The organism is Microbacterium oxydans, assembly GCF_900095745.1.
GTDB lineage: Bacteria > Actinomycetota > Actinomycetes > Actinomycetales > Microbacteriaceae > Microbacterium > Microbacterium oxydans_B.
Genome location: NZ_FMIR01000019.1, coordinates 547,889 through 566,846 on the forward strand (window position 1 = coordinate 547,889; position 18,958 = coordinate 566,846).

Consider the following 18,958-nt stretch of genomic DNA (forward strand, 5'->3'; position numbering starts at 1 on the left):
GGGGCCGCAGCCCCGCTGCACTCACACTCCGACGTGCTTCTCGAAGCGGATGATCGCTGCGAATTCGTCCACGACGAGGCTCGCCCCGCCGACCAGTGCGCCGTCCACGTCGGGCTCACGCATGAAGCTGGCGATGTTCGCCGCCTTCACCGAGCCGCCGTAGAGGATGCGCGTGCGCGCGGCGGCCTCGTCGCCCAGAACCTTCGCGACGACCGCACGCAGAGCGGCGCAGACATCCTGCGCCTGCTGCGGCGTCGCGGCCTGGCCGGAGCCGATCGCCCACACGGGCTCGTACGCCACGACGATGTCCGCCTTCGGGGACACGCCCTGAAGCGCGGCCTCGAGCTGGGACACCGGAACGGCGCTGGCACCGAACTTCTCGAGGTCACCCGCGGTCTCGCCGACGCAGATCACCGGCACGAGACCGTGCTTGAGCGATGCCTGCACCTTGGCCGCCACGACATCGTCGCTCTCGGCGTGGTACTCACGACGCTCCGAGTGACCGATGATGACGTACTTCGCGTCGAGCTTCGCCAGGAAAGCCCCGGAGACCTCGCCGGTGTACGCACCGGAGTCGTGTGCCGACACGTCCTGTGCACCGAGCGCGAACGGGATCTTGTCCGCGTCGATGAGCGTCTGCACGCTGCGGATGTCGGTGAACGGCGGGAAGACCGCCACCTCGACGGATCCGTCTTCGTGCTTGGCATCCTTCAACGTCCAGTGCAGCTTCTGCACGAACGCGACCGCCTGCAGGTGGTCGAGATTCATCTTCCAGTTTCCCGCGATCAGCGGGGTACGGGAGTTCACGCCCATCCGAGGACCTCCAGCCCAGGTAGTTTCTTGCCCTCGAGGAATTCGAGGCTCGCGCCGCCGCCGGTCGAGATGTGACCGAACTGGTCGTCGCTGAATCCGAGCTGACGCACAGCCGCGGCGGAATCGCCGCCGCCGACGACACTGAGGCCGTCGAGCTCGGTGAGCGCCTGAGCCACGGTCTTCGTGCCGGCCGCGAACGCCGGGAACTCGAACACGCCCATCGGGCCGTTCCAGAACACGGTCTTCGACTCGCGGATGACCTCGGCGAAGTGCGCGGCCGTCTCCGGACCGATGTCGAGCCCGATGCCGGAGGCACCGAACGGCGTCGACTCGATCGCGTCTGCGGCGACGACTTCGTGCGCGGCGTCCGCACCGAACGATGCGGCGACGACGACATCGGTGGGGAGCACGAGCTCCACACGACGTTCGGCCGCTTCCGCGATGTATCCGCGGACCGTCTCGAGCTGATCCTCTTCCAGCAGGCTCGAAGCCACAGCGTGACCCTGCGCCTTCAGGAAGGTGAAGAGCATTCCGCCACCGACGAGAATCTTGTCGACGCGCGGCAGCAGATGCGAGATGACGCCGAGCTTGTCGCTGACCTTCGACCCGCCGAGCACGACCGCGTACGGGCGCTCGGGATTCTCGGTCAGGCGGTCGAGCACGTCGAGCTCGGCCGCGATCAGCAGACCGGCCGCAGACGGGAGCAGTTCGGCGAGCTCGTAGACGCTCGCCTGCTTGCGATGCACGACTCCGAACCCGTCGGAGACGAGCACGTCGCCGAGCTCGGCGAGCTCAGCCGCGAAGGCTCCGCGCGCGGCGTCGTCCTTCGCGGTCTCGCCCGGGTTGAACCGCAGGTTCTCGATGACGACGACCCCGCCGTCCTCGAGCGATGCCACGGCCTCCTTCGCCGACTCGCCGACCGTGTCGCGTGCGAACGCGACCGGAGCGCCGAGCAGCTCGGACAGCCGCTGAGCCACCGGCTCCAAGCTGTATTGCGGGTCGGGCGCGCCATCCGGCCGCCCGAGGTGAGAGCACACGACGACGCGGGCGCCCGCGTTGATGAGTGCGTTGAGGGTCGGCAGCGAGGCGCGGACACGGCCATCGTCCGTGATGATCCCGTCCCGGAGCGGGACGTTGAGATCACAACGGACGATGACGCGCTTGCCCTCGAGCGACCCCAGTGTGTCCAGGGTGCGCAGAGTCATGTTTCTGAGCTTAGAGGCGCTCGGCCACGTACTCGGTCAGGTCGACGAGACGGTTGGAGTAGCCCCACTCGTTGTCGTACCAGCTCGAGACCTTGATCAGGTTGCCGCTCACGTTGGTGAGCGTCGAGTCGAAGATCGAGGAGTGCGGGTTGTGCACGATGTCGCTCGAGACGATCGGGTCCTCGTTGTACTGCAGGTAGCCGGCGAGGCGACCATCGGCAGCAGCCTTCTTGTACGCCTCGTTGACCTCGTCGACCGTGAGGTTCTCGCGGTCGGTGATGAGGGTGAGGTCGACGATCGAGCCGGTGGGAACCGGCACGCGGTACGACGAGCCGCTCAGCTTGCCCTGGAGCTCCGGGAGCACCTCGCCGATGGCCTTGGCGGCTCCGGTCGAAGCAGGGGTGATGTTGATCGCGGCAGCGCGGGCACGACGGAGGTCGCTGTGCGGGCCGTCCTGCAGGTTCTGGTCGGCGGTGTACGCGTGCGCGGTCATCATGAAGCCGCGGTCGATGCCGAACGCGTCGTTGAAGACCTGTGCCAGCGGCGCGAGGCAGTTCGTGGTGCAGGACGCGTTGGAGATGATGTGATCCGTCTCCGGGTTGTACGTGTCTTCGTTCACGCCCATGACGAACGTGCCGTCGACACCGGTGCCCGGAGCCGAGATGAGGACCTTCTTCGCGCCGGCCTCGATGTGCTTCTTGGCGAGCTCGGCCTTGGTGAAGAAGCCGGTCGACTCGATGACGATGTCGACACCCAGCTCGCCCCAGGGGAGGCCTGCGGGGTCGCGCTCGGCGAAGGCCTTGATGACCTTGCCGTTGACCGTGATGCTCTCGTCGTCGTAGCTGATGTCGGCGTCGAGGACGCCGCCCACCGAGTCGTACTTCAGCAGGTGCGCCAGGGTCTTGTTGTCGGTGAGGTCGTTGACGGCGACGATCTCAAGGTCCGCTCCCTGCGCGAGAGCCGCGCGGAAGTAGTTGCGTCCGATGCGGCCGAAGCCGTTGATACCGATCTTGACAGACACTCAGGTCTCCCTGTTTCTCGTGCGCTGCACACAGCTTTCCAGCATGAGTGAAGCGCGGGGTTTTTTGGCTGAGAGGGCGTCCCGACGAGCCGGAGCCCGTCGGGACGCGACCCGATTACGACAGTACCAGCAGGCCGTTCGTCTGCTTGCGGGCGACGTCGAGGCGCTGGGCGACGTTCTCCCAGTTCGCGATGTTCCACGCGGCCTTGACGTAGTCGGCCTTGACGTTGAGGTAGTCGAGGTAGAACGCGTGCTCCCACATGTCGAGCTGGAAGAGCGGGATCGTGCCCTGCGCCGTGTTCGACTGCTGGTCGAACAGCTGCTGGATGATCAGGCGCGAGCCGATCGAGTCCCAGCTGAGCACGGCCCAGCCGGAGCCCTGGATGCCGGTCGCCGCTGCAGTGAAGTGCGCCTGGAACTTCTCGAACGAGCCGAAGTACTCGTCGATGGCCGCCTTCAGCTCGCCCTCGGGCTGGCCTCCGCCGTTCGGCGAGAGGTTCGTCCAGAAGATCGAGTGGTTGACGTGGCCGCCGAGGTTGAAGGCGAGGTCCTTCTCGAGCTTGTTGACGTTCGCGAGGTTGCCGCTCTCGCGGGCCTCGGCGAGCTGGTCGAGCGCGGTGTTCGCGCCCGCGACGTAGGTCGCGTGGTGCTTGTCATGGTGCAGTTCCATGATCTTGCCGCTGATGTGCGGCTCGAGGGCTGCGAAGTCGTAGGGAAGGTCGGGGAGCGTGTAGGTCGCCATATCGCTTTCATCCAATCCGCGCCGCGCCGCGGCGCTTGCCGATCCTCCGCGCCGCCGATGTGCGGCGTAGAGCGGACAACTTTCATCCTACTGACGACAACGCGGGTGCGCCCCGGAACCTTCCGCCATATGACGGTTCGGACCGATCGCGGTCGGATCAGACGTTCAGCCCCAGGTGCGGGATGCCGAGAGCGAATGGGCTGAGCGCGAGCTTGCGACGGTCGACGTACATCAGGGAGTCCTGTCGCAGTGCCGCCGGAGTCGGCGCCCCCGTGGCCACGATCTGCTCCAGGAGGGCGTCCGCCGCGGTCGACGCGTTCGGGGTGGTGGCGGGGAACGAGATCCGCTCTGCGAGCGCCTTTCCGCCCACCGGCATCACATGGATGTTTCCCGCTCCCGCCTTGAACGCGATGGTCAGCGAGGTCTTGCGACGCGCCGCCCACCGTTCGGCCCTGGCGAGGGCGTCATGCGCCGGGTCGGCATACCAGACGTGCAGTTGCGCCTCCGACCGCCCATCCCCCAGCGCCGCCGTCGCCTCGTACAGCGAGACGAGCGTCTGGGTCAGGACGGGAGCCAGGGCATCGAAGTCCTCGACGGACCGCTCCCCCGGCAGATAGCTCCCGTTCGGGAGGAGGGCGATGTCATCCGCGCGCCACCGGTAGGGAAGAGCGGAGTCGGGCAGCGACTCGAAGTTCCGATACTCCTCGTCGGCCGCCGCATCCGCCTGCTCGACGAGGATGTGCGCGCCGCCGCTGCCCGAGGGACGCACGGTAACGAGCCGCGCACCGTCGTACCAGCGGACGAAAGGCCCCTCGGCGATCGTGGGAGCGACGCCGAGCACGATGACCGCATCGCGGATCGCCTCCGCGAACGGCGTCCCGACCGTCGCCTCACCGAATTCTGCGCTACGCCAGTCGAAGACACTCATACGGCGAGTCTCTCAGACGTCGAGTCCCACGGGCACGGCGGCCTCGGTACCCGGAATGCCCTCCTGCTGAGCGCGCTTGTCGGCCATCGCCAGCAGACGGCGGATGCGTCCGGCAACGGCATCCTTCGTCAGCGGCGGGTCGGCGTGATGGCCGAGCTCGTCGAGGCTGGCGTCCCGGTGAGCCAGACGCAGCTCTCCGGCGACCTTCAGATGATCGGGCACCTCGTCGGCCAGGATCTCGAGCGCGCGCTCCACACGGGCACAAGCGGCGACAGCAGCCTGCGCCGAACGGCGCAGGTTCGCGTCGTCGAAGTTCACGAGGCGGTTGACCCCGGCCCGGACCTCGCGGCGCTGACGGAGTTCTTCCCACGCGATGGCGGTCTTCTGCGCGCCCATCTCGTTGAGGATGGTGCGGATCGCCTCACCTTCGCGCACGACGACGCGCGGCATGCCGCGGACCTCGCGCGCCTTGGCGGCCACGCCGAGCCGGTGCGCTGCACCGACGAGAGCCATCGCCGCTTCCGACGACGGGCAGACGACCTCGAGCATGGCCGAACGGCCCGGCTCGCTCAGCGTGCCCGCGGCGAGGAACGCGCCACGCCACAGGCCGGCGACCTCGGCCCGAGAGCCGGTCGTGAGGCGGTTCGGGAGCCCCCGCACGGGGCGCCGCCGCTGGTCGAGGAGCCCCGTCTGACGGGCGAGCGTCTCGCCCTGGGCGATCACCCGCACGGCCCACCGGGCACCATCGTTCGCGGTGCTCGACTGCACCTGCGCGATCTCGGGACGCACGCCATAGATCTCGGCGAGGTCACGTGCGACGCGGCGCGCGAGCGTCTCGGCGTCCACCTCGGCCTCCACGGCCACACGGCCGGCGATGGAATGCAGACCACCGGCGAACCGGAGGATCGCGGTGACTTCCGCAACTCGCACCGTCGGGGGTGCATTGCGGATGCTGACCAGCTCGGCCTTGACGTCGGTGGTTAGTGCCACGACACTCCTTCACGTTCACGCGCCGGGTCGCGGCGCAAACGTCCAGCTTACTCGGCCGGGCGGACCGCTATTCTCGGCCGAGGTCTCGGTGGCGGACGTTGACGGCGACGCCGGGGATCGCGGACAGCCTGCGCGCGAGCTCCTCCGACATCGCGACCGAACGGTGTTTTCCGCCCGTGCAGCCGATCGCGATCGTGGAGTGGCTCTTGTTCTCGCGCTGATACCCCTCGAGGACAGGCACGAGGGCCGTCGAGTAGGCGTCCAGGAACTCCATCGCACCCGGCCGCGAGAGGACGTACTCACGGACCGTCTCGTCCTGGCCGGTCAGGCCGCGGAGTTCTTCGTTCCAGAACGGGTTGGGCAGGAACCTCATGTCGGCGACGATGTCGACGTCGGTCGGCAGGCCGTACTTGAATCCGAAGCTGAGGAGCGTCACCCGGTGACGCGCCGCGCCCTCCTCCGAGAAGATGTCCGACACCTGTGTCGCCAGTTGATGGATGTTGAGTCTCGAGGTGTCGATGACCAGGTCCGCTGCCTCGCGGATCGGTGCGAGCCGGGTGCGCTCGATGCGGATCCCGTCGAGGAGCGTCCCATCCCCCTGGAGCGGATGCGGTCGCCGGACGGACTCGAAGCGCCGCACGAGGACGTCGTCGGAGGCGTCGAGGAACAGGACACGGACGGACCCGCGAGAGCGGAGAGCTCGCGCGACCCCGGGGAAATCGTCGAAGAGGTTGCGGCCTCGGACATCGACCACGGCGGCCACCTTGGGAAGCGCATTGCCGCCCATATCGGTCAGATCCAGCAGCGGCCGGAGGATCTGGGGCGGGAGGTTGTCGACGACGTACCAGCCGAGATCCTCCAGCGCGTTCGCCACCGTGGTCCGGCCCGCGCCGGACATTCCCGTGACGATGAGGAACTCGCCCTTTTCCTCGTCAGACATTGCTCAGTGCTCCCTCTCCCCCTCGGCCTCCAGCCTAGCGAGTGGACAGGTGCGAATGGATGTTCTGGGCGAGCACCGGCCCGATTCCCTGCACTTCTTCGATCTGTCCTGGTTCAGCCGCGCGCAGCGCGGCCACCGAGCCGAAGTGCTTGAGCAGGACCTTGATGCGGGATGCGCCGAGCCCCGGCACCTCGGCGAGCACGGAGGAGATGTCGTTGCGCCGCCGCTTGCGCTGGTGCGTGATCGCGAAGCGGTGCGCCTCATCACGAAGACGCTGCAGCAGATAGAGCGCCTCGCTGGTGCGCGGCAGGATCACCGGGAAGTCGTCGCCGGGGAGCCAGACCTCCTCCAGGCGCTTCGCGATTCCGCACACCGCGATCTCCGGGTGCCCGGCATCGCGGAGGGCACGGGCCGCCGCTTCCACCTGCGGTTGCCCACCGTCGACGAGCAGCAGCTGCGGCGGGTAGGCGAACCGTGGCTTGCGGCGCACCGTCGCCTCACCCAGATCTTCTGCGACGACCGCCTCGGTCGTCGGATCGATGACCTCCGGTTCCTCGGGACGATCGAGGTAGGCGAGCCGACGACGAAGCACCTGGTACATGGAGTCGGTGTCATCCGTCGTCTCGGCGATGTTGAACGAGCGGTACTGGTCCTTGCGAGGAAGACCGTCTTCGAACACCACCATCGACGCCACGACGTTCGTGCCGCCGAGATGCGAGATGTCGAAGCATTCGATGCGCAGCGGGGCCTCGGACATCCCGAGCGCCTCCTGCAGGTCTGTGAGGGCCTGTGTGCGGGCGACGTAGTCGCTCGTGCGACGGGTCTTGTAGCGGATCAGCGCCTGCTGCGCGTTCAGCGTCGCGGTGCGCATGAGGTCGGCCCGCTGGCCGCGCTGCGCGACCGCGATCTCGACCTTCTTGCCACGACGCTCGCGCAGCCACACCTCGAGCTCGGCAGCGTCGTCGGGCAGTGTCGGGACCAGGATGCGGCGAGGGACGTCCTGCGCCTCGCCGTACGCCTGCTGCAGGACCTGTTCGACGAGATCGCCACTCGAGATGTCGATCTCCTTCTCGATGGTCAGCGCACGCACACCGCGCACCCGGCCGCCGCGGATCACGAAGTGCTGCACCGCCGCCGCCAGCTCGTCCTCGGCGATCCCGAAGAGATCGGCGTCCTCGTCGGAGGGGAGCACGAGTGCGCTCTTACCCAGCACCGCTTCGATCGCCGTGAGCTTGTCCCGGTACTTCGCCGCCGCCTCGTAGTCCATCGCCGCCGAAGCAGCCAGCATCCGTTTGGTGAGCTCGCGGGTGAAGCGCTCATCACCGCCGGCCATGAACGCCACGAAGTCATCGACCATGGCCCGGTGCTCCTCGATGCTCACCGTCATCGAGCAGGGACCACCGCACTTGCCGATCTGCCCCGGGAAACAGGGCCTGCCGGTCTGCATCGCACGTTTGTAGCTGGAGTCGCTGCAGGTGCGGATCGGGAACGCCTTGATCATCAGATCGATGGTCTCGTGCACCGCCCACACCTTCGGGAACGGACCGAAGTACCGCGCACCGGGGATCTTGCGATTGCGCGTGACGATCACCCTGGGCGCTTCGTCGGCGAGCGTCACCGCCATGAAGGGATACGACTTGTCGTCCTTGTAGCGCACGTTGAACGGCGGATCGAACTCCTTGATCCACATGTATTCCAGCTGCAGCGAGTCGACGTCCGTCGACACGACCGTCCACTCGACGGATGCCGCCGTCGTGACCATGCGCCGGGTGCGCTCGTGGAGCGTCCGCAGCGGGGCGAAGTAGTTCGACAGGCGCTGACGCAGGTTCTTCGCCTTGCCGACATACAGCACCCGGCCGGACGCATCACGGAAGCGATACACGCCGGGATCGGTCGGTATCTCCCCCGGCCGCGGCTTGTACGGCAGCACGTCGGCCATCAGCTGGCCTTCCGCGCGGAGCGCCCCTCACCCAGGATCTCGCCGAGGAACAGGCCGGTGTGGCTCGCCTCGACGCGTGCGATCTGCTCCGGGGTGCCCGTGGCGACGATCTGGCCACCGCCGGAACCGCCCTCGGGGCCGAGATCGATCACCCAGTCGGCCGACTTGATCACATCGAGGTTGTGCTCGATGACGATCACAGTGTTGCCCTTATCGACCAGTCCGTTCAGCACCTCGAGGAGCTTGCGGACATCTTCGAAATGCAGACCCGTCGTCGGCTCGTCGAGCACGTAGATGCTGCGTCCGTTGCTGCGGCGCTGGAGCTCGGTGGCGAGCTTGACGCGCTGCGCCTCCCCACCCGAGAGCGTCGTCGCCGACTGTCCGAGTCGGACGTAGCCGAGCCCAACGTCGACGAGCGTCTTCATGTAACGGTGGATCGCCTGGATCGGCTCGAAGAAGTCGGCCGCCTCTTCGATCGGCATCTCGAGCACCTCGGCGATGTTCTTGCCCTTGTAGTGCACGGCCAGCGTGTCACGGTTGTACCGCTTGCCGTGGCAGACCTCGCAGTCGACGTACACGTCGGGCAGGAAGTTCATCTCGATCTTGATCGTGCCGTCACCGGAGCACGCCTCGCAACGGCCACCCTTGACGTTGAAGCTGAAGCGACCGGGCTGATAGCCGCGGACCTTCGCCTCCGGCGTCTCGCTGAAGAGTGTGCGGATGCGATCGAACACGCCCGTGTATGTGGCGGGGTTCGACCGCGGGGTGCGGCCGATCGGCGCCTGGTCGACGTGGACGACCTTGTCGAGGTTGTCGAGTCCGGTCACGCGCGTGTGCTTGCCGGGGACCGTGCGAGCACCGTTCAGCCGCGACGCGAGCACCTGGTACAGGATGTCGTTCACGAGCGAGGACTTGCCGGAGCCGCTGACACCGGTGACGGCCGTGAGCACACCCAGCGGGAAGTCGGCTGTGACGTTGCGGAGGTTGTTGGCCCGAGCGCCCACGACGCTCAGCATCCGCTTCTTTTCGATCTTGCGGCGCTTCGTCGGCATGGGGATCTCACGGCGACCCGAGAGATACTCCCCCGTCATCGAGTCGCTGTCCTCGAGCAGTGCCGAATACGGACCCGAGTGCACCACCTCGCCGCCGTTGACGCCGGCGCCGGGACCGATGTCGACCACCCAGTCGGCCGCTTCGATCGTCTCCTCGTCGTGCTCGACGACGATGAGCGTGTTGCCGAGGTCGCGCAGCTTCAGCAGGGTGTCGATGAGGCGTCGGTTGTCACGCTGGTGGAGTCCGATCGACGGCTCGTCGAGCACGTAGAGCACCCCGGTGAGGCCGGAGCCGATCTGCGTGGCCAGGCGGATGCGCTGCGCCTCTCCACCGGACAGGGATCCGGCCGAGCGGCTGAGGTTGAGGTAGGAGAGTCCGACCTGGAGCAGGAAGTCGAGACGCAGACGGATCTCGCGCAGCACCTGAGCGGCGATCTTCGCCTCACGGTCGGTGAGGGTGAGGGTCTCCATGAACCCGCGGGCGTCGGCGAGGCTGAGGTGCGAGACCTCGGCGATGGAGTGACCGTGCACCTGTACGGCGAGCACCTCGGGCTTGAGGCGGTTGCCGTCGCAGACCGGGCACGGCACTTCGCGGAGGTACTCGCCCCACCGGCTGCGCTGGTTGTCGGACTCCGCCTGCAGGTACTGCCGCTCGATGTAGGGGACGACGCCCTCGAAGCCGGAGGCGTAGCGCATCTCGCGTCCGTAGCGGTTCTTCCACTTGACGGTCACCTTGTAGTTCTCGCCGCGCAGGATCGCGTTCTGCACATCGGAGTGCAGCTTGCGCCACGGGGTGTCCAGCGAGAAGTCCAGATCGCGGGAGAGTCCCTCGAGCAGGCGCTCGTAGTACTGGAAGAGGCCCTTGCCCTGGGTGGTCCAGGGGATGATGACGCCCTCACGGATCGAGAGATCTTCGTCGCCCAGCATCAGGTCGACGTCGACCGACATGCGGGTGCCGAGCCCGGAGCAAGCCGGGCACGCACCGAACGGCGCGTTGAACGAGAACGTGCGGGGCTCGATCTCGGTGAGCGTGAGCGCGTGCCCGTTCGGGCAAGCGAGTTTCTCTGAGAACGTCTGCCACGCGTCGTCGCCCTCGCCGTCGACGTAGTTGATCTGCACCACTCCGCCGGCGAGACCCAGCGCGGTCTCGACCGAATCGGTCACGCGGCCGAGGATGTCATCAGACGCCACGAGGCGGTCGACGACCACCGCGATGTCGTGCTTGTAGCTCTTCTTGAGCGTCGGCGGCTCGGCGAGTTGGACGAGATCTCCGTCGACGATGGCACGCGAGTAGCCCTTCGCACCCAGTTCGCGGAACAGGTCGACGAACTCGCCCTTCTTCTGCGAGACGATCGGTGCGACGACCTGGTATCGGGTGCGCTCCGGAAGCTCCATGAGCTGATCGGCGATCTGCTGCACCGTCTGACGCTGGATGCGCTCCCCGCATTCGGGACAGTGCGGGATGCCGATTCGCGCCCAGAGCAGACGCATGTAGTCGTAGATCTCGGTGATGGTGCCGACGGTCGACCGAGGGTTGCGGTTGGTCGACTTCTGGTCGATGGAGACCGCGGGGCTGAGACCCTCGATGAAGTCGACGTCGGGGCGGTCGACCTGCCCGAGGAACTGGCGCGCGTACGCGCTCAGCGATTCGACGTAGCGACGCTGCCCTTCGGCGAAGATCGTGTCGAACGCGAGACTCGACTTGCCCGACCCGGACAAGCCGGTGAACACGACCAGTGAGTCGCGCGGGATGTCGATGTCGACGTTCTTGAGATTGTGGACGCGGGCACCGCGGACACTGAGTTTTCCTGAGGAAGCAACGGGGACGATGGGCACCGAACAAGTCTACGAGGGACCACGGACATCGGCTCCGACTCCGGCTTCCACGACGGCATCTCCCCCGCCTGGGGCCGTGTGCGCCGGCTCCGCATCCGCCCGCTTCGAAGCCCGCAGCGCGAGCAGTACCCCCACGACGAGGGCCGCGGCGGCGACCGGCGCGAGCCATGCCGTTCCTCGGTCGACACCGCCCGGAGCGAGCAGCCACATCGCGAAGACCAGCGGCTGCGAGAGGAGCTGCACGACGAGGAACCGCAGGAGGGTCGGCCCCAGCACCCGCAGAGCGAGGCGCGACCGCAACGGCACGACCAGGCTGAGCGCGGCGAGGACGTGGATGGCGTGCACGAGCAGGAGCGCAAGAGCCGTCCGGCCGGGAGACGGCTCCGTGAGGATCACGCCGAACGGGAGGCATGCCGCAGCCGTCCACGCCGTGAGCGTGCGAGGGATGACGACGGCGACCAGGGCCGCGACCACCGCGATCCCCTGCCAGAGGGGGAACGGGACCAGCACCACCGCGCCGACCGAGACGACGCCGAGGAGGAGCAGCCGGATCGTGATCCCGGGTACGGCACCCGGCACCCGGATCCGCCGGATCGTACGACTCATCGTCGCACCGCCCTCATCCGCTGCTGGCGCAGGGCCGCCAAACGCATCGCGGCATCGACATCCGGGGCCGCCCACGACACCACCTCGATACCCGCATGGCGCAGCTCGGTCAGGATGTCGGTCCGTTCCGCGAGAACGGTGCGCAACGCGATGTGCTGCTCCCGCGTGAGGCGTGATGCGTCCGGCGTCGGGAGCACGTCCACCGCGACGACGGCGTGGCCCGCCGCACGCCATCGGGTCGCCAGCTGAGCAGCCACCCCGTCGAAGAAGGTCGAGAGCACGTACACGATGGAGCCGGACGGAACGACGGGCGAACGGCGATAGGGCGAGCCATCGGTGCTCGGACCGGTCGCGGCGATGACGTCGCGCATCCGGGCCAGGTGTCGCGCTCCTCCGCCCGAGGGGATGCTCCGTCCCCCGCTCGACAGCGCGTGGTAGGCGATCCTGTCGCCCGCACCGACGGCCGTGGTCGCGATCGACAGCGCCGCTTCTCGGGCGAGGTCCAACGAGGTCACGCCGGACCGGTCGGGGTCGGCGGCGCCCCAGCCCGCGACCACAGCGCCGAGATCCTCTGCCGTATCCACTGCGAGGACGACGGACGAGTCGCTCAGGGTGTTGTTCCGGCGCACGAGGAGCTCGCCGGGCCTCCGAGCGGCCCGGGCGGTGGCACGCCAGTCGACGCGGCGCAGCTCATCACCCGGCGCGAACGGATGGATGTCGCGGAAGTCGCCGCCCTGGCCCGGGCGTCCGCCCTCATGAGCGCCGTGAAGACCGGTGAGCCGCGGCGCGACGGGGAGTCCCCCTATGTGACGCACGCGCGGCGGCGTGTTCCACCGGATCCCCACGGGCGGAGCCTCGTCCGTGATCCAGGCGCCGTCCTGCGCCACACACCTGGCCGTCACGCTCAACAGATCCACCGGACCGGAGTGCTGAAGGCGGGTTCTCGTGGTGACCACGCATCGACCGACGCCGACGTCTGCGAGTCGCTGCGGGCCCTGGTCCTGTGCGACGGCGAGCTGCACCCAATCCGCATCGACGTGGACGTCGACCTCGCCCCGTGCCTCCGCCTGCTCACCGTCCGCACCGGCCTGCGCGCGCAGTTCGACGCGCAGCTCGGCCGCGGTAGGTCGGCGCACCAGCATCCAGGCCGTCGTCAGCGCAAGAGGCAGACCGATGCCGACGATGTCGGGCCGCGAGAACGCGAGCCCTGCCGCGACGAGCAGCGCCGCTCCGGCCACGCCGATTGCGACGACGGGGGTCCGCTGCCACCGGAGCGTCGTGTGTTCCGTGACGCGGATCGGATCGGTCATCGCACCGCGGATACGGTCGGTGGCACCGACGTCTTCGCGACGACCGCCGCGACGATCGATCGGGGATCCACGCCCTGCGCCCAGGCCTGCGGGGTGAGGGTGAGGCGGTGTGCGAGCACGGGTTCCGCGATGCGCTTGATGTCGTCCGGCCGCACATACGCCCGCCCGTCCAGCGCGGCGAGTGCGCGTCCAAGCAGCACCAGGGACTGCGAGCCGCGCGGAGAGGCACCCACCGAGACGTTCGCCACCTCACGCGTGGCGCGGACCAGCTCGACGCAGTAGCGGGCGACGTCCGCGTCGACGTGGATCCGTTCCACCGCTCGCTGGATCGCCCGCAGGCCCTCGCCGTCGACGACCGGCTCGACGGAGACGTCGGGCGACTGCCGTCGCACGCGGTCCAGGATGATGCGGGTCTCGTCGTCGACGTCCGGATAGCCGACCGAGAGCCGCACCATGAAGCGGTCGAGCTGGGCCTCGGGAAGCGCGTAGGTTCCCTCGTACTCGATCGGGTTCGACGTGGCGATGACATGGAACGGCTGGGGCAGCGGGAACCTGTTCCCCTCGACGGTGACCTGGTGCTCCGCCATCGCCTCGAGCATCGCCGACTGGGTCTTGGGGGTGGTGCGGTTGATCTCGTCCGCCAGCAGCAGCCCGGTGAAGATGGGCCCCGGCCGGAACTCGAAGTCGCCTGTCGCCGGTGCATAGACGTATGACCCGGTGACGTCTCCGGGGAGCATGTCGGGTGTGCACTGCAAGCGCCGGAAGTCCAGACCCAGCGCAGAGGCCAGGCTCCGCGCTGCGAGTGTCTTGCCGAGCCCGGGGACGTCTTCGAACAGCACGTGACCACCGGCGAAGATCGCGGCCAGGGCGATCGTGAGCGGCTCGTCCATGCCGACGACGGCGGCGCCGACGCTCTCCCGCACTCGGTGTCCGACAGCAGCGATCCGGGTGACGTCATCCGTGTTCATCGGTTCTCCTCCATGCCGGCTTTCGCGGCGGTCGGGTGGTCTGCGTTCGCGGAGGCCTCGGTCGTGATGCCCTCGACCGCGTCGAGCACCTTTTCGAGATCGGCGGCCTGAACCTCGCGCTTGTGGAGCGCGTCACGGACTCCCGGCCCGAGAAGCGCATCGATCGTCGCGTGCTGACCGGGATCATCGAGGTCGAGCCCCCGATGGGCCAGTCGACGATGCAGCACGTTCTGCACTCGACGAACGACCACGTGCCCGGCGACGCCGGTCCGCGAGTTGATCGACCAGGCGAGCCGAGACACTTCGGAGCCGCGCTCCGCACCTCGGCGTTGCTCCGGAGGCCAGAGGGAGCTTTCGTCGAAGAAGACCTGACGGCTCACGAGCGCGATCGTCAGCACGATCAGCAGCCAGGAGGCGGCGAACAGCAACGGCACGCCGAGTGCGCCGAGCAGCACGAGGACGACGGCCGCCACGACCGCCCCGAGCGCCAGGAGAATCAGCCGCGCCTTCATCGCCACCCCTCCTGGATGCCGTGCAGACAGGCCGCTGCCGCGGCGCGATCGCGCTCGTCCGCGACGAGACCGCCGAAACGGACCTGCTCGTACAGTCGGAGCAGCCCGACGACGTCGGCGGCTATCCCCGCACGTCGGCCGATGATCCGGACGGTGAACTCGGAAGGCGTCTCGTGAGGGGCGCGGCCGGCGCCGGCATCCGTCGCCGATTCCTCGAGACCGACCCACGCGGCGACGATGCTGTCGCCCGGTGCCGGGTCGACGTCGATCGTCCGCAGTGCTTCGTCGATCCCTCTTCGGATGACCGCTGCGTCAGGCTCGGCATCCGCCCCGGCGACAGCCGCGCTCGACGCATCGATGTCGGCGGCCTCGCGCCGCGCGAGCGGTCGATCCCGCCAGAGACCGCGCGCGTAGCGGACCAGCATCCTCACCCCGAAGAACAGCAGCGTCAACACCGCGATCGCGACGAGGGCGGCCATCACCGCGCCGATCACCTTGAGCAGGGGCGATTCCTCGGTCTGCTCCATCGGTCCGGGCGTCGACTCGGCAGGCGCGGGCTCACTGGTCGCTTCATTGACGATCTCCGCACCGTTGCCGGACAGCGGGCGGAACTGCGGAAGACCCTGGTGTGCAGCGACGAACATGAGGACCGCGAAGACGCCCGCGACCGTGACCAGAGACAGAAAGACGCGGACCGCGCGAGAGCCGCCGACGCGCCGGTCCCCGGAAACCGGGGCTTCGGCGCGCGACATGCCTCCACCCTAGGGCGCGACTCCCGATGAATCCGTCGTCGGTCGCGCGAGTCGTGGGCGGCATCGCTCGGGTTCAGCCGAGATCCGGACGCCGCCCGGCGAACGGACCGAGGCCGTCGCGGAGCGCAGCGATCTCATCGATGCCCATGCCGACCGCCGCCATGACCTGGTGCGGAACATCCACGGCGCGCTCGCGCAGTGCCACGCCTGTCGCTGTCAGGGTGATCTCCAGTCGTCGCTCGTCCTCGCTGCTTCGCTGTCGCGCCACGAGTCCGTCCGCTTCGAGCCGCTTGACCAGGGGCGACGCGGTCGCAGGCTCCAACGCGAGATCCAGAGCGAGATCGTTCAGCGTGCGCGGCGCCCTCTCCCACAGGGCGAGCATCACGAGGTACTGCGGGTGCGTGAGTCCCAGGGGCTCGAGGATCGGGCGGTAGAGGGCGACGACGTTGCGTGCCGCGGTCACCAGGGCGAAGCACAGCTGGTTCTCCAGCTTGAGCAGGTCGTCGTCAGCCGTCACATGGACGACTATACATCTGCACTAATCATTAGTACACTAAGCAACATGGCACAGGACTCCGACCGCCCGCCCCTTCGCACCCGCATCCGCGAGGCAGGTGGCCTCTACTCCTGGGTGAACACGAACCTCATCCGGCTCGCCGGTCCTGCCTCCGTCGGCCCGTACGAGAAGACTCCTCCGCCGAGTGCCGCCGAACGCGCCGAACGCGCATGCCCGCTGTGCGGTGCACCGATGACCCAGCACGAGATCGATCGATCGGGCCCCAAGCCACTGATGCACTGCCCGTAGGTCAGTCCGAGCCGGAGGTATCGGTCGCCGAGCCGGTCGACTCGCGCGCGACATCGAGCCAGAACATCAGTTCGCTGTCGTCTTCGATGGCCTCAGGCGAGACGTCGAGCCATCCGGAACCCATCGTGCGCGAGCCCATGACCGCCCGCGCGACACCCGCGCGAGTCACGAGCGCCGCTCCGTTCTCGTCGTCGACGCGCACCAGGAGGACGCCGCCCGGACGCGCACCGAGAAGAATGCGACCGTCGTCGAGGAATGCCCGGGTTCCGAACATCCGCCGCTCCTCGATCTCGATGTCGGCGCTCAGCAGCGCCCTGATCCGATCGGCCAACTCGTCCCCCGCAGCATCCATGGTCCGCGCGTCGCCTTACGCGTGCCCCGCGCGTTCCATCGCCCGGAGTTCCTTCTTGAGGTCCTGCACCTCGTCGCGCAGGCGTCCGGCGAGCTCGAACTTGAGCTCCGCCGCCGCCGCGAGCATCTGGTCGGACAGATCCTGGATCGTGGCTTCGAGCTGCAGCGCTCCCTCGGCCGCGATGCCGGTGCGGCGCAGGTTGGGCGTCGGCGACTTGCCCTTGCCCGATGCGCGACCACGGGCCGACATCAGCTCTGCCGTGTCGGCGCCTTCGCGGGCGAGCACGTCGGTGATGTCGGCGATGCGCTTGCGGAGGGGCTGCGGGTCGATGCCATGTTCCTTGTTGTACGCGACCTGCTTCTCGCGTCGACGATCCGTCTCGTCGATCGCCTTCGCCATCGAGTCGGTCATCTTGTCGGCATACATGTGCACTTCGCCCGAGACGTTTCGCGCGGCGCGACCGATGGTCTGGATGAGCGACGTCCCCGACCGCAGGAAGCCCTCTTTGTCGGCATCCAGGATCGCCACGAGCGAGACCTCGGGAAGATCGAGGCCCTCACGCAGCAGGTTGATGCCGACCAGCACGTCGTACACGCCGGCACGCAGCTCGCTGAGAAGCTCGACACGACGCAGGGTGTCGACGTCGGAGTGCAAGTACCGCACGCGCACACCATGCTCACCGAGGAAGTCGGTCAGCTCTTCGGCCATCTTCTTCGTGAGAGTCGTGACGAGAATGCGCTCGTCCCGCTCGACGCGGACGCGGATCTCCTCGAGCAGGTCGTCGATCTGACCCTTCGACGGCTTGACCACGATGTGCGGGTCGACCAGACCGGTCGGACGGATGATCTGCTCGACGATGCCGTCGGCGATCCCCATCTCGTACTTGCCCGGCGTGGCCGACAGGTAGACGGTCTGCCCGATCCTGTTCTTGAACTCGTCCCATCGCAGCGGGCGGTTGTCCATCGCGCTCGGGAGCCGGAAACCGTGGTCGACGAGGGTGCGCTTGCGGGACGCGTCTCCCTCGTACATCGCGCCGATCTGCGGCACGGTGACGTGCGACTCATCGATCACCATGAGGAAGTCGTCGGGGAAGAAGTCGAGCAGCGTGTGCGGCGGCTCCCCCGGCATGCGCCCGTCCATGTGACGTGAGTAGTTCTCGATCCCCGAGCAGAAGCCCAACTGCTGTAGCATCTCGAGGTCGAAGGTGGTGCGCATGCGCAGACGCTGCGCTTCGAGGAGCTTGCCCTGCCGCTCGAACTCGGCCAGGCGCTCTTCCAGCTCGTGCTCGATCGTGCCGATCGAACGCTGAATCACGTCGGTACCGGCGACGTAGTGAGACGCCGGGAAGATGGGGACGGCGTCGAGCTTCTCGATGACCTCGCCCGTCAGCGGGTGGAGCGAGTACAGTGCCTCGATCTCGTCACCGAACAGCTCGATGCGGATGGCGTGCTCTTCGTAGACGGGGATGATCTCGATGGTGTCGCCGCGCACCCGGAAGTTGCCCCGTGAGAAGTCGACGTCGTTGCGGTTGTACTGCATCGCGATGAATTGACGGATCAGCGCGTCGCGGTCGTATCGCTCCCCCACCTGTAGGGCCACCATGGCGCGCAGATACTCTTCGGGAGCACCGAGTCCGTAGATGCAGGACACGGTCGAGACCACGATCACGTCGCGACGACTCAGCAGCGAGTTGGTCGTGGAGTGCCGCAGCCGCTCGACCTCGGAGTTGATCGACGAGTCCTTCTCGATGAAGGTGTCTGTCTGCGGAACGTAGGCCTCAGGCTGGTAGTAGTCGTAATACGAGACGAAGTACTCGACGGCGTTGTTCGGCATGAGCTCGCGGAACTCGTTGGCCAGTTGGGCCGCGAGCGTCTTGTTGTGCGCGAGAACGAGCGTCGGCCGCTGCACCTGCTCGACGAGCCAGGCGGTGGTCGCCGACTTTCCGGTACCCGTAGCTCCGAGCAGCACGACGTCGGTCTCGCCCGCGTTGATCCGCGCCGCCAGGTCGGCGATCGCCGCCGGCTGGTCGCCGGCGGGCGCGTACTCGCTGATGACCTCGAAGGGGCGGACACTGCGCGTGGGTTGCATACCTCCAGCGTATGCCGCCCCTCCGACATCGAGGCCGTCAGGCGAGGATGGGGCCGTCGATCTGAGCGTCCCCGGAGCGGAGCCCACGACGGTGGAGGT

General features: G+C 67.8%; 18 protein-coding genes. 1 reads left to right on the forward strand and 17 read right to left on the reverse strand.

Going from position 1 to position 18,958, the window contains the following annotated elements; translation table 11 throughout:
• Positions 1-21: 21 nt before the first annotated feature.
• The 15 genes from tpiA to BQ2383_RS18265 form a co-directional block, all read right to left on the reverse strand.
• The gene (gene tpiA / locus BQ2383_RS18195) at positions 22-813 is read right to left on the reverse strand and encodes a triose-phosphate isomerase (protein WP_091037153.1); all 792 of its coding nucleotides are present in this window, start codon (positions 811-813) and stop codon (positions 22-24) included.
• Entirely contained in the window at positions 804-2,018 is a 1,215-nt protein-coding gene (locus BQ2383_RS18200) for a phosphoglycerate kinase (RefSeq protein ID WP_091037155.1), read from the reverse strand. Before BQ2383_RS18200 ends, tpiA begins: the two co-directional genes overlap by 10 nt.
• A 10-nt stretch (positions 2,019-2,028) precedes the next feature.
• Entirely contained in the window at positions 2,029-3,039 is a 1,011-nt protein-coding gene (gene gap, locus BQ2383_RS18205) for a type I glyceraldehyde-3-phosphate dehydrogenase (RefSeq protein ID WP_091037157.1), read from the reverse strand.
• 115 nt (positions 3,040-3,154) lie between these two features.
• Positions 3,155-3,781, reverse strand: a complete 627-nt coding sequence (locus BQ2383_RS18210; protein WP_091037159.1) for a superoxide dismutase — start codon at positions 3,779-3,781, stop codon at positions 3,155-3,157.
• Positions 3,782-3,938: 157 nt separating this feature from the next.
• Positions 3,939-4,709: a hypothetical protein gene (locus BQ2383_RS18215; protein ID WP_091037162.1), complete on the reverse strand. Its 771-nt coding sequence runs from the start codon at positions 4,707-4,709 to the stop codon at positions 3,939-3,941.
• A gap of 12 nt (positions 4,710-4,721) precedes the next feature.
• On the reverse strand, positions 4,722-5,699 hold the full coding sequence (whiA, locus tag BQ2383_RS18220) for a DNA-binding protein WhiA (RefSeq protein WP_017202788.1): 978 nt from the start codon (positions 5,697-5,699) through the stop codon (positions 4,722-4,724).
• 67 nt (positions 5,700-5,766) lie between these two features.
• Positions 5,767-6,639: an RNase adapter RapZ gene (gene rapZ / locus BQ2383_RS18225; RefSeq protein WP_091037165.1), complete on the reverse strand. Its 873-nt coding sequence runs from the start codon at positions 6,637-6,639 to the stop codon at positions 5,767-5,769.
• Positions 6,640-6,673: 34 nt separating this feature from the next.
• A complete protein-coding gene (gene uvrC / locus BQ2383_RS18230; protein ID WP_091037168.1) occupies positions 6,674-8,578 on the reverse strand; it encodes an excinuclease ABC subunit UvrC in 1,905 nt (634 codons plus the stop codon).
• Positions 8,578-11,466 carry an excinuclease ABC subunit UvrA gene (uvrA, locus tag BQ2383_RS18235; RefSeq protein ID WP_091037170.1) on the reverse strand — a complete coding sequence of 963 codons (2,889 nt, stop codon included), beginning with the start codon at positions 11,464-11,466 and terminating at the stop codon, positions 8,578-8,580. The genes uvrC and uvrA overlap by 1 nt, the downstream gene beginning before the upstream one ends.
• A 9-nt stretch (positions 11,467-11,475) precedes the next feature.
• Entirely contained in the window at positions 11,476-12,072 is a 597-nt protein-coding gene (locus tag BQ2383_RS19420) for a hypothetical protein (RefSeq protein WP_091037172.1), read from the reverse strand.
• Positions 12,069-13,382 carry a DUF58 domain-containing protein gene (locus tag BQ2383_RS18245; RefSeq protein WP_091037174.1) on the reverse strand — a complete coding sequence of 438 codons (1,314 nt, stop codon included), beginning with the start codon at positions 13,380-13,382 and terminating at the stop codon, positions 12,069-12,071. Before BQ2383_RS18245 ends, BQ2383_RS19420 begins: the two co-directional genes overlap by 4 nt.
• Positions 13,379-14,350 carry an AAA family ATPase gene (locus tag BQ2383_RS18250; RefSeq protein ID WP_091037177.1) on the reverse strand — a complete coding sequence of 324 codons (972 nt, stop codon included), beginning with the start codon at positions 14,348-14,350 and terminating at the stop codon, positions 13,379-13,381. The genes BQ2383_RS18245 and BQ2383_RS18250 overlap by 4 nt, the downstream gene beginning before the upstream one ends.
• On the reverse strand, positions 14,347-14,862 hold the full coding sequence (locus BQ2383_RS18255) for a hypothetical protein (protein ID WP_205828841.1): 516 nt from the start codon (positions 14,860-14,862) through the stop codon (positions 14,347-14,349). The genes BQ2383_RS18250 and BQ2383_RS18255 overlap by 4 nt, the downstream gene beginning before the upstream one ends.
• A complete protein-coding gene (locus BQ2383_RS18260) occupies positions 14,859-15,614 on the reverse strand; it encodes a DUF4129 domain-containing protein (protein ID WP_091037180.1) in 756 nt (251 codons plus the stop codon). Before BQ2383_RS18260 ends, BQ2383_RS18255 begins: the two co-directional genes overlap by 4 nt.
• A gap of 73 nt (positions 15,615-15,687) precedes the next feature.
• Complete coding sequence (locus tag BQ2383_RS18265; RefSeq protein ID WP_091037182.1) at positions 15,688-16,131, reverse strand: MarR family winged helix-turn-helix transcriptional regulator; 444 nt, start codon at positions 16,129-16,131, stop codon at positions 15,688-15,690.
• A gap of 45 nt (positions 16,132-16,176) precedes the next feature.
• Here BQ2383_RS18265 and BQ2383_RS18270 point away from each other — a divergent pair, with 45 nt between their 5' ends.
• A complete protein-coding gene (locus BQ2383_RS18270) occupies positions 16,177-16,419 on the forward strand; it encodes a hypothetical protein (protein ID WP_091037185.1) in 243 nt (80 codons plus the stop codon).
• Between the two features lies 1 nt (position 16,420).
• Here BQ2383_RS18270 and BQ2383_RS18275 read toward each other — a convergent pair whose 3' ends face one another.
• Positions 16,421-16,771: a TfoX/Sxy family protein gene (locus BQ2383_RS18275; RefSeq protein ID WP_237682372.1), complete on the reverse strand. Its 351-nt coding sequence runs from the start codon at positions 16,769-16,771 to the stop codon at positions 16,421-16,423.
• A 15-nt stretch (positions 16,772-16,786) separates the two neighbouring features.
• Complete coding sequence (uvrB, locus tag BQ2383_RS18280; RefSeq protein WP_091037186.1) at positions 16,787-18,859, reverse strand: excinuclease ABC subunit UvrB; 2,073 nt, start codon at positions 18,857-18,859, stop codon at positions 16,787-16,789.
• Positions 18,860-18,958 lie beyond the last annotated feature (99 nt).

What these genes read in the sequence shown, in the direction of transcription:
- tpiA (WP_091037153.1), bottom strand. Translation starts at nt 813, where the DNA reads ATGGGCGTGAACTCCCGTACCCCGCTGATCGCGGGAAACTGGAAGATG.
- BQ2383_RS18200 (WP_091037155.1), bottom strand. Translation starts at nt 2,018, where the DNA reads ATGACTCTGCGCACCCTGGACACACTGGGGTCGCTCGAGGGCAAGCGC.
- BQ2383_RS18210 (WP_091037159.1), bottom strand. Translation starts at nt 3,781, where the DNA reads ATGGCGACCTACACGCTCCCCGACCTTCCCTACGACTTCGCAGCCCTC.
- BQ2383_RS18215 (WP_091037162.1), bottom strand. Translation starts at nt 4,709, where the DNA reads ATGAGTGTCTTCGACTGGCGTAGCGCAGAATTCGGTGAGGCGACGGTC.
- rapZ (WP_091037165.1), bottom strand. Translation starts at nt 6,639, where the DNA reads ATGTCTGACGAGGAAAAGGGCGAGTTCCTCATCGTCACGGGAATGTCC.
- uvrC (WP_091037168.1), bottom strand. Translation starts at nt 8,578, where the DNA reads ATGGCCGACGTGCTGCCGTACAAGCCGCGGCCGGGGGAGATACCGACC.
- BQ2383_RS19420 (WP_091037172.1), bottom strand. Translation starts at nt 12,072, where the DNA reads ATGAGTCGTACGATCCGGCGGATCCGGGTGCCGGGTGCCGTACCCGGG.
- BQ2383_RS18245 (WP_091037174.1), bottom strand. Translation starts at nt 13,382, where the DNA reads ATGACCGATCCGATCCGCGTCACGGAACACACGACGCTCCGGTGGCAG.
- BQ2383_RS18250 (WP_091037177.1), bottom strand. Translation starts at nt 14,350, where the DNA reads ATGAACACGGATGACGTCACCCGGATCGCTGCTGTCGGACACCGAGTG.
- BQ2383_RS18255 (WP_205828841.1), bottom strand. Translation starts at nt 14,862, where the DNA reads ATGAAGGCGCGGCTGATTCTCCTGGCGCTCGGGGCGGTCGTGGCGGCC.
- BQ2383_RS18260 (WP_091037180.1), bottom strand. Translation starts at nt 15,614, where the DNA reads ATGTCGCGCGCCGAAGCCCCGGTTTCCGGGGACCGGCGCGTCGGCGGC.
- BQ2383_RS18270 (WP_091037185.1), top strand. Translation starts at nt 16,177, where the DNA reads ATGGCACAGGACTCCGACCGCCCGCCCCTTCGCACCCGCATCCGCGAG.
- BQ2383_RS18275 (WP_237682372.1), bottom strand. Translation starts at nt 16,771, where the DNA reads ATGGATGCTGCGGGGGACGAGTTGGCCGATCGGATCAGGGCGCTGCTG.
- uvrB (WP_091037186.1), bottom strand. Translation starts at nt 18,859, where the DNA reads ATGCAACCCACGCGCAGTGTCCGCCCCTTCGAGGTCATCAGCGAGTAC.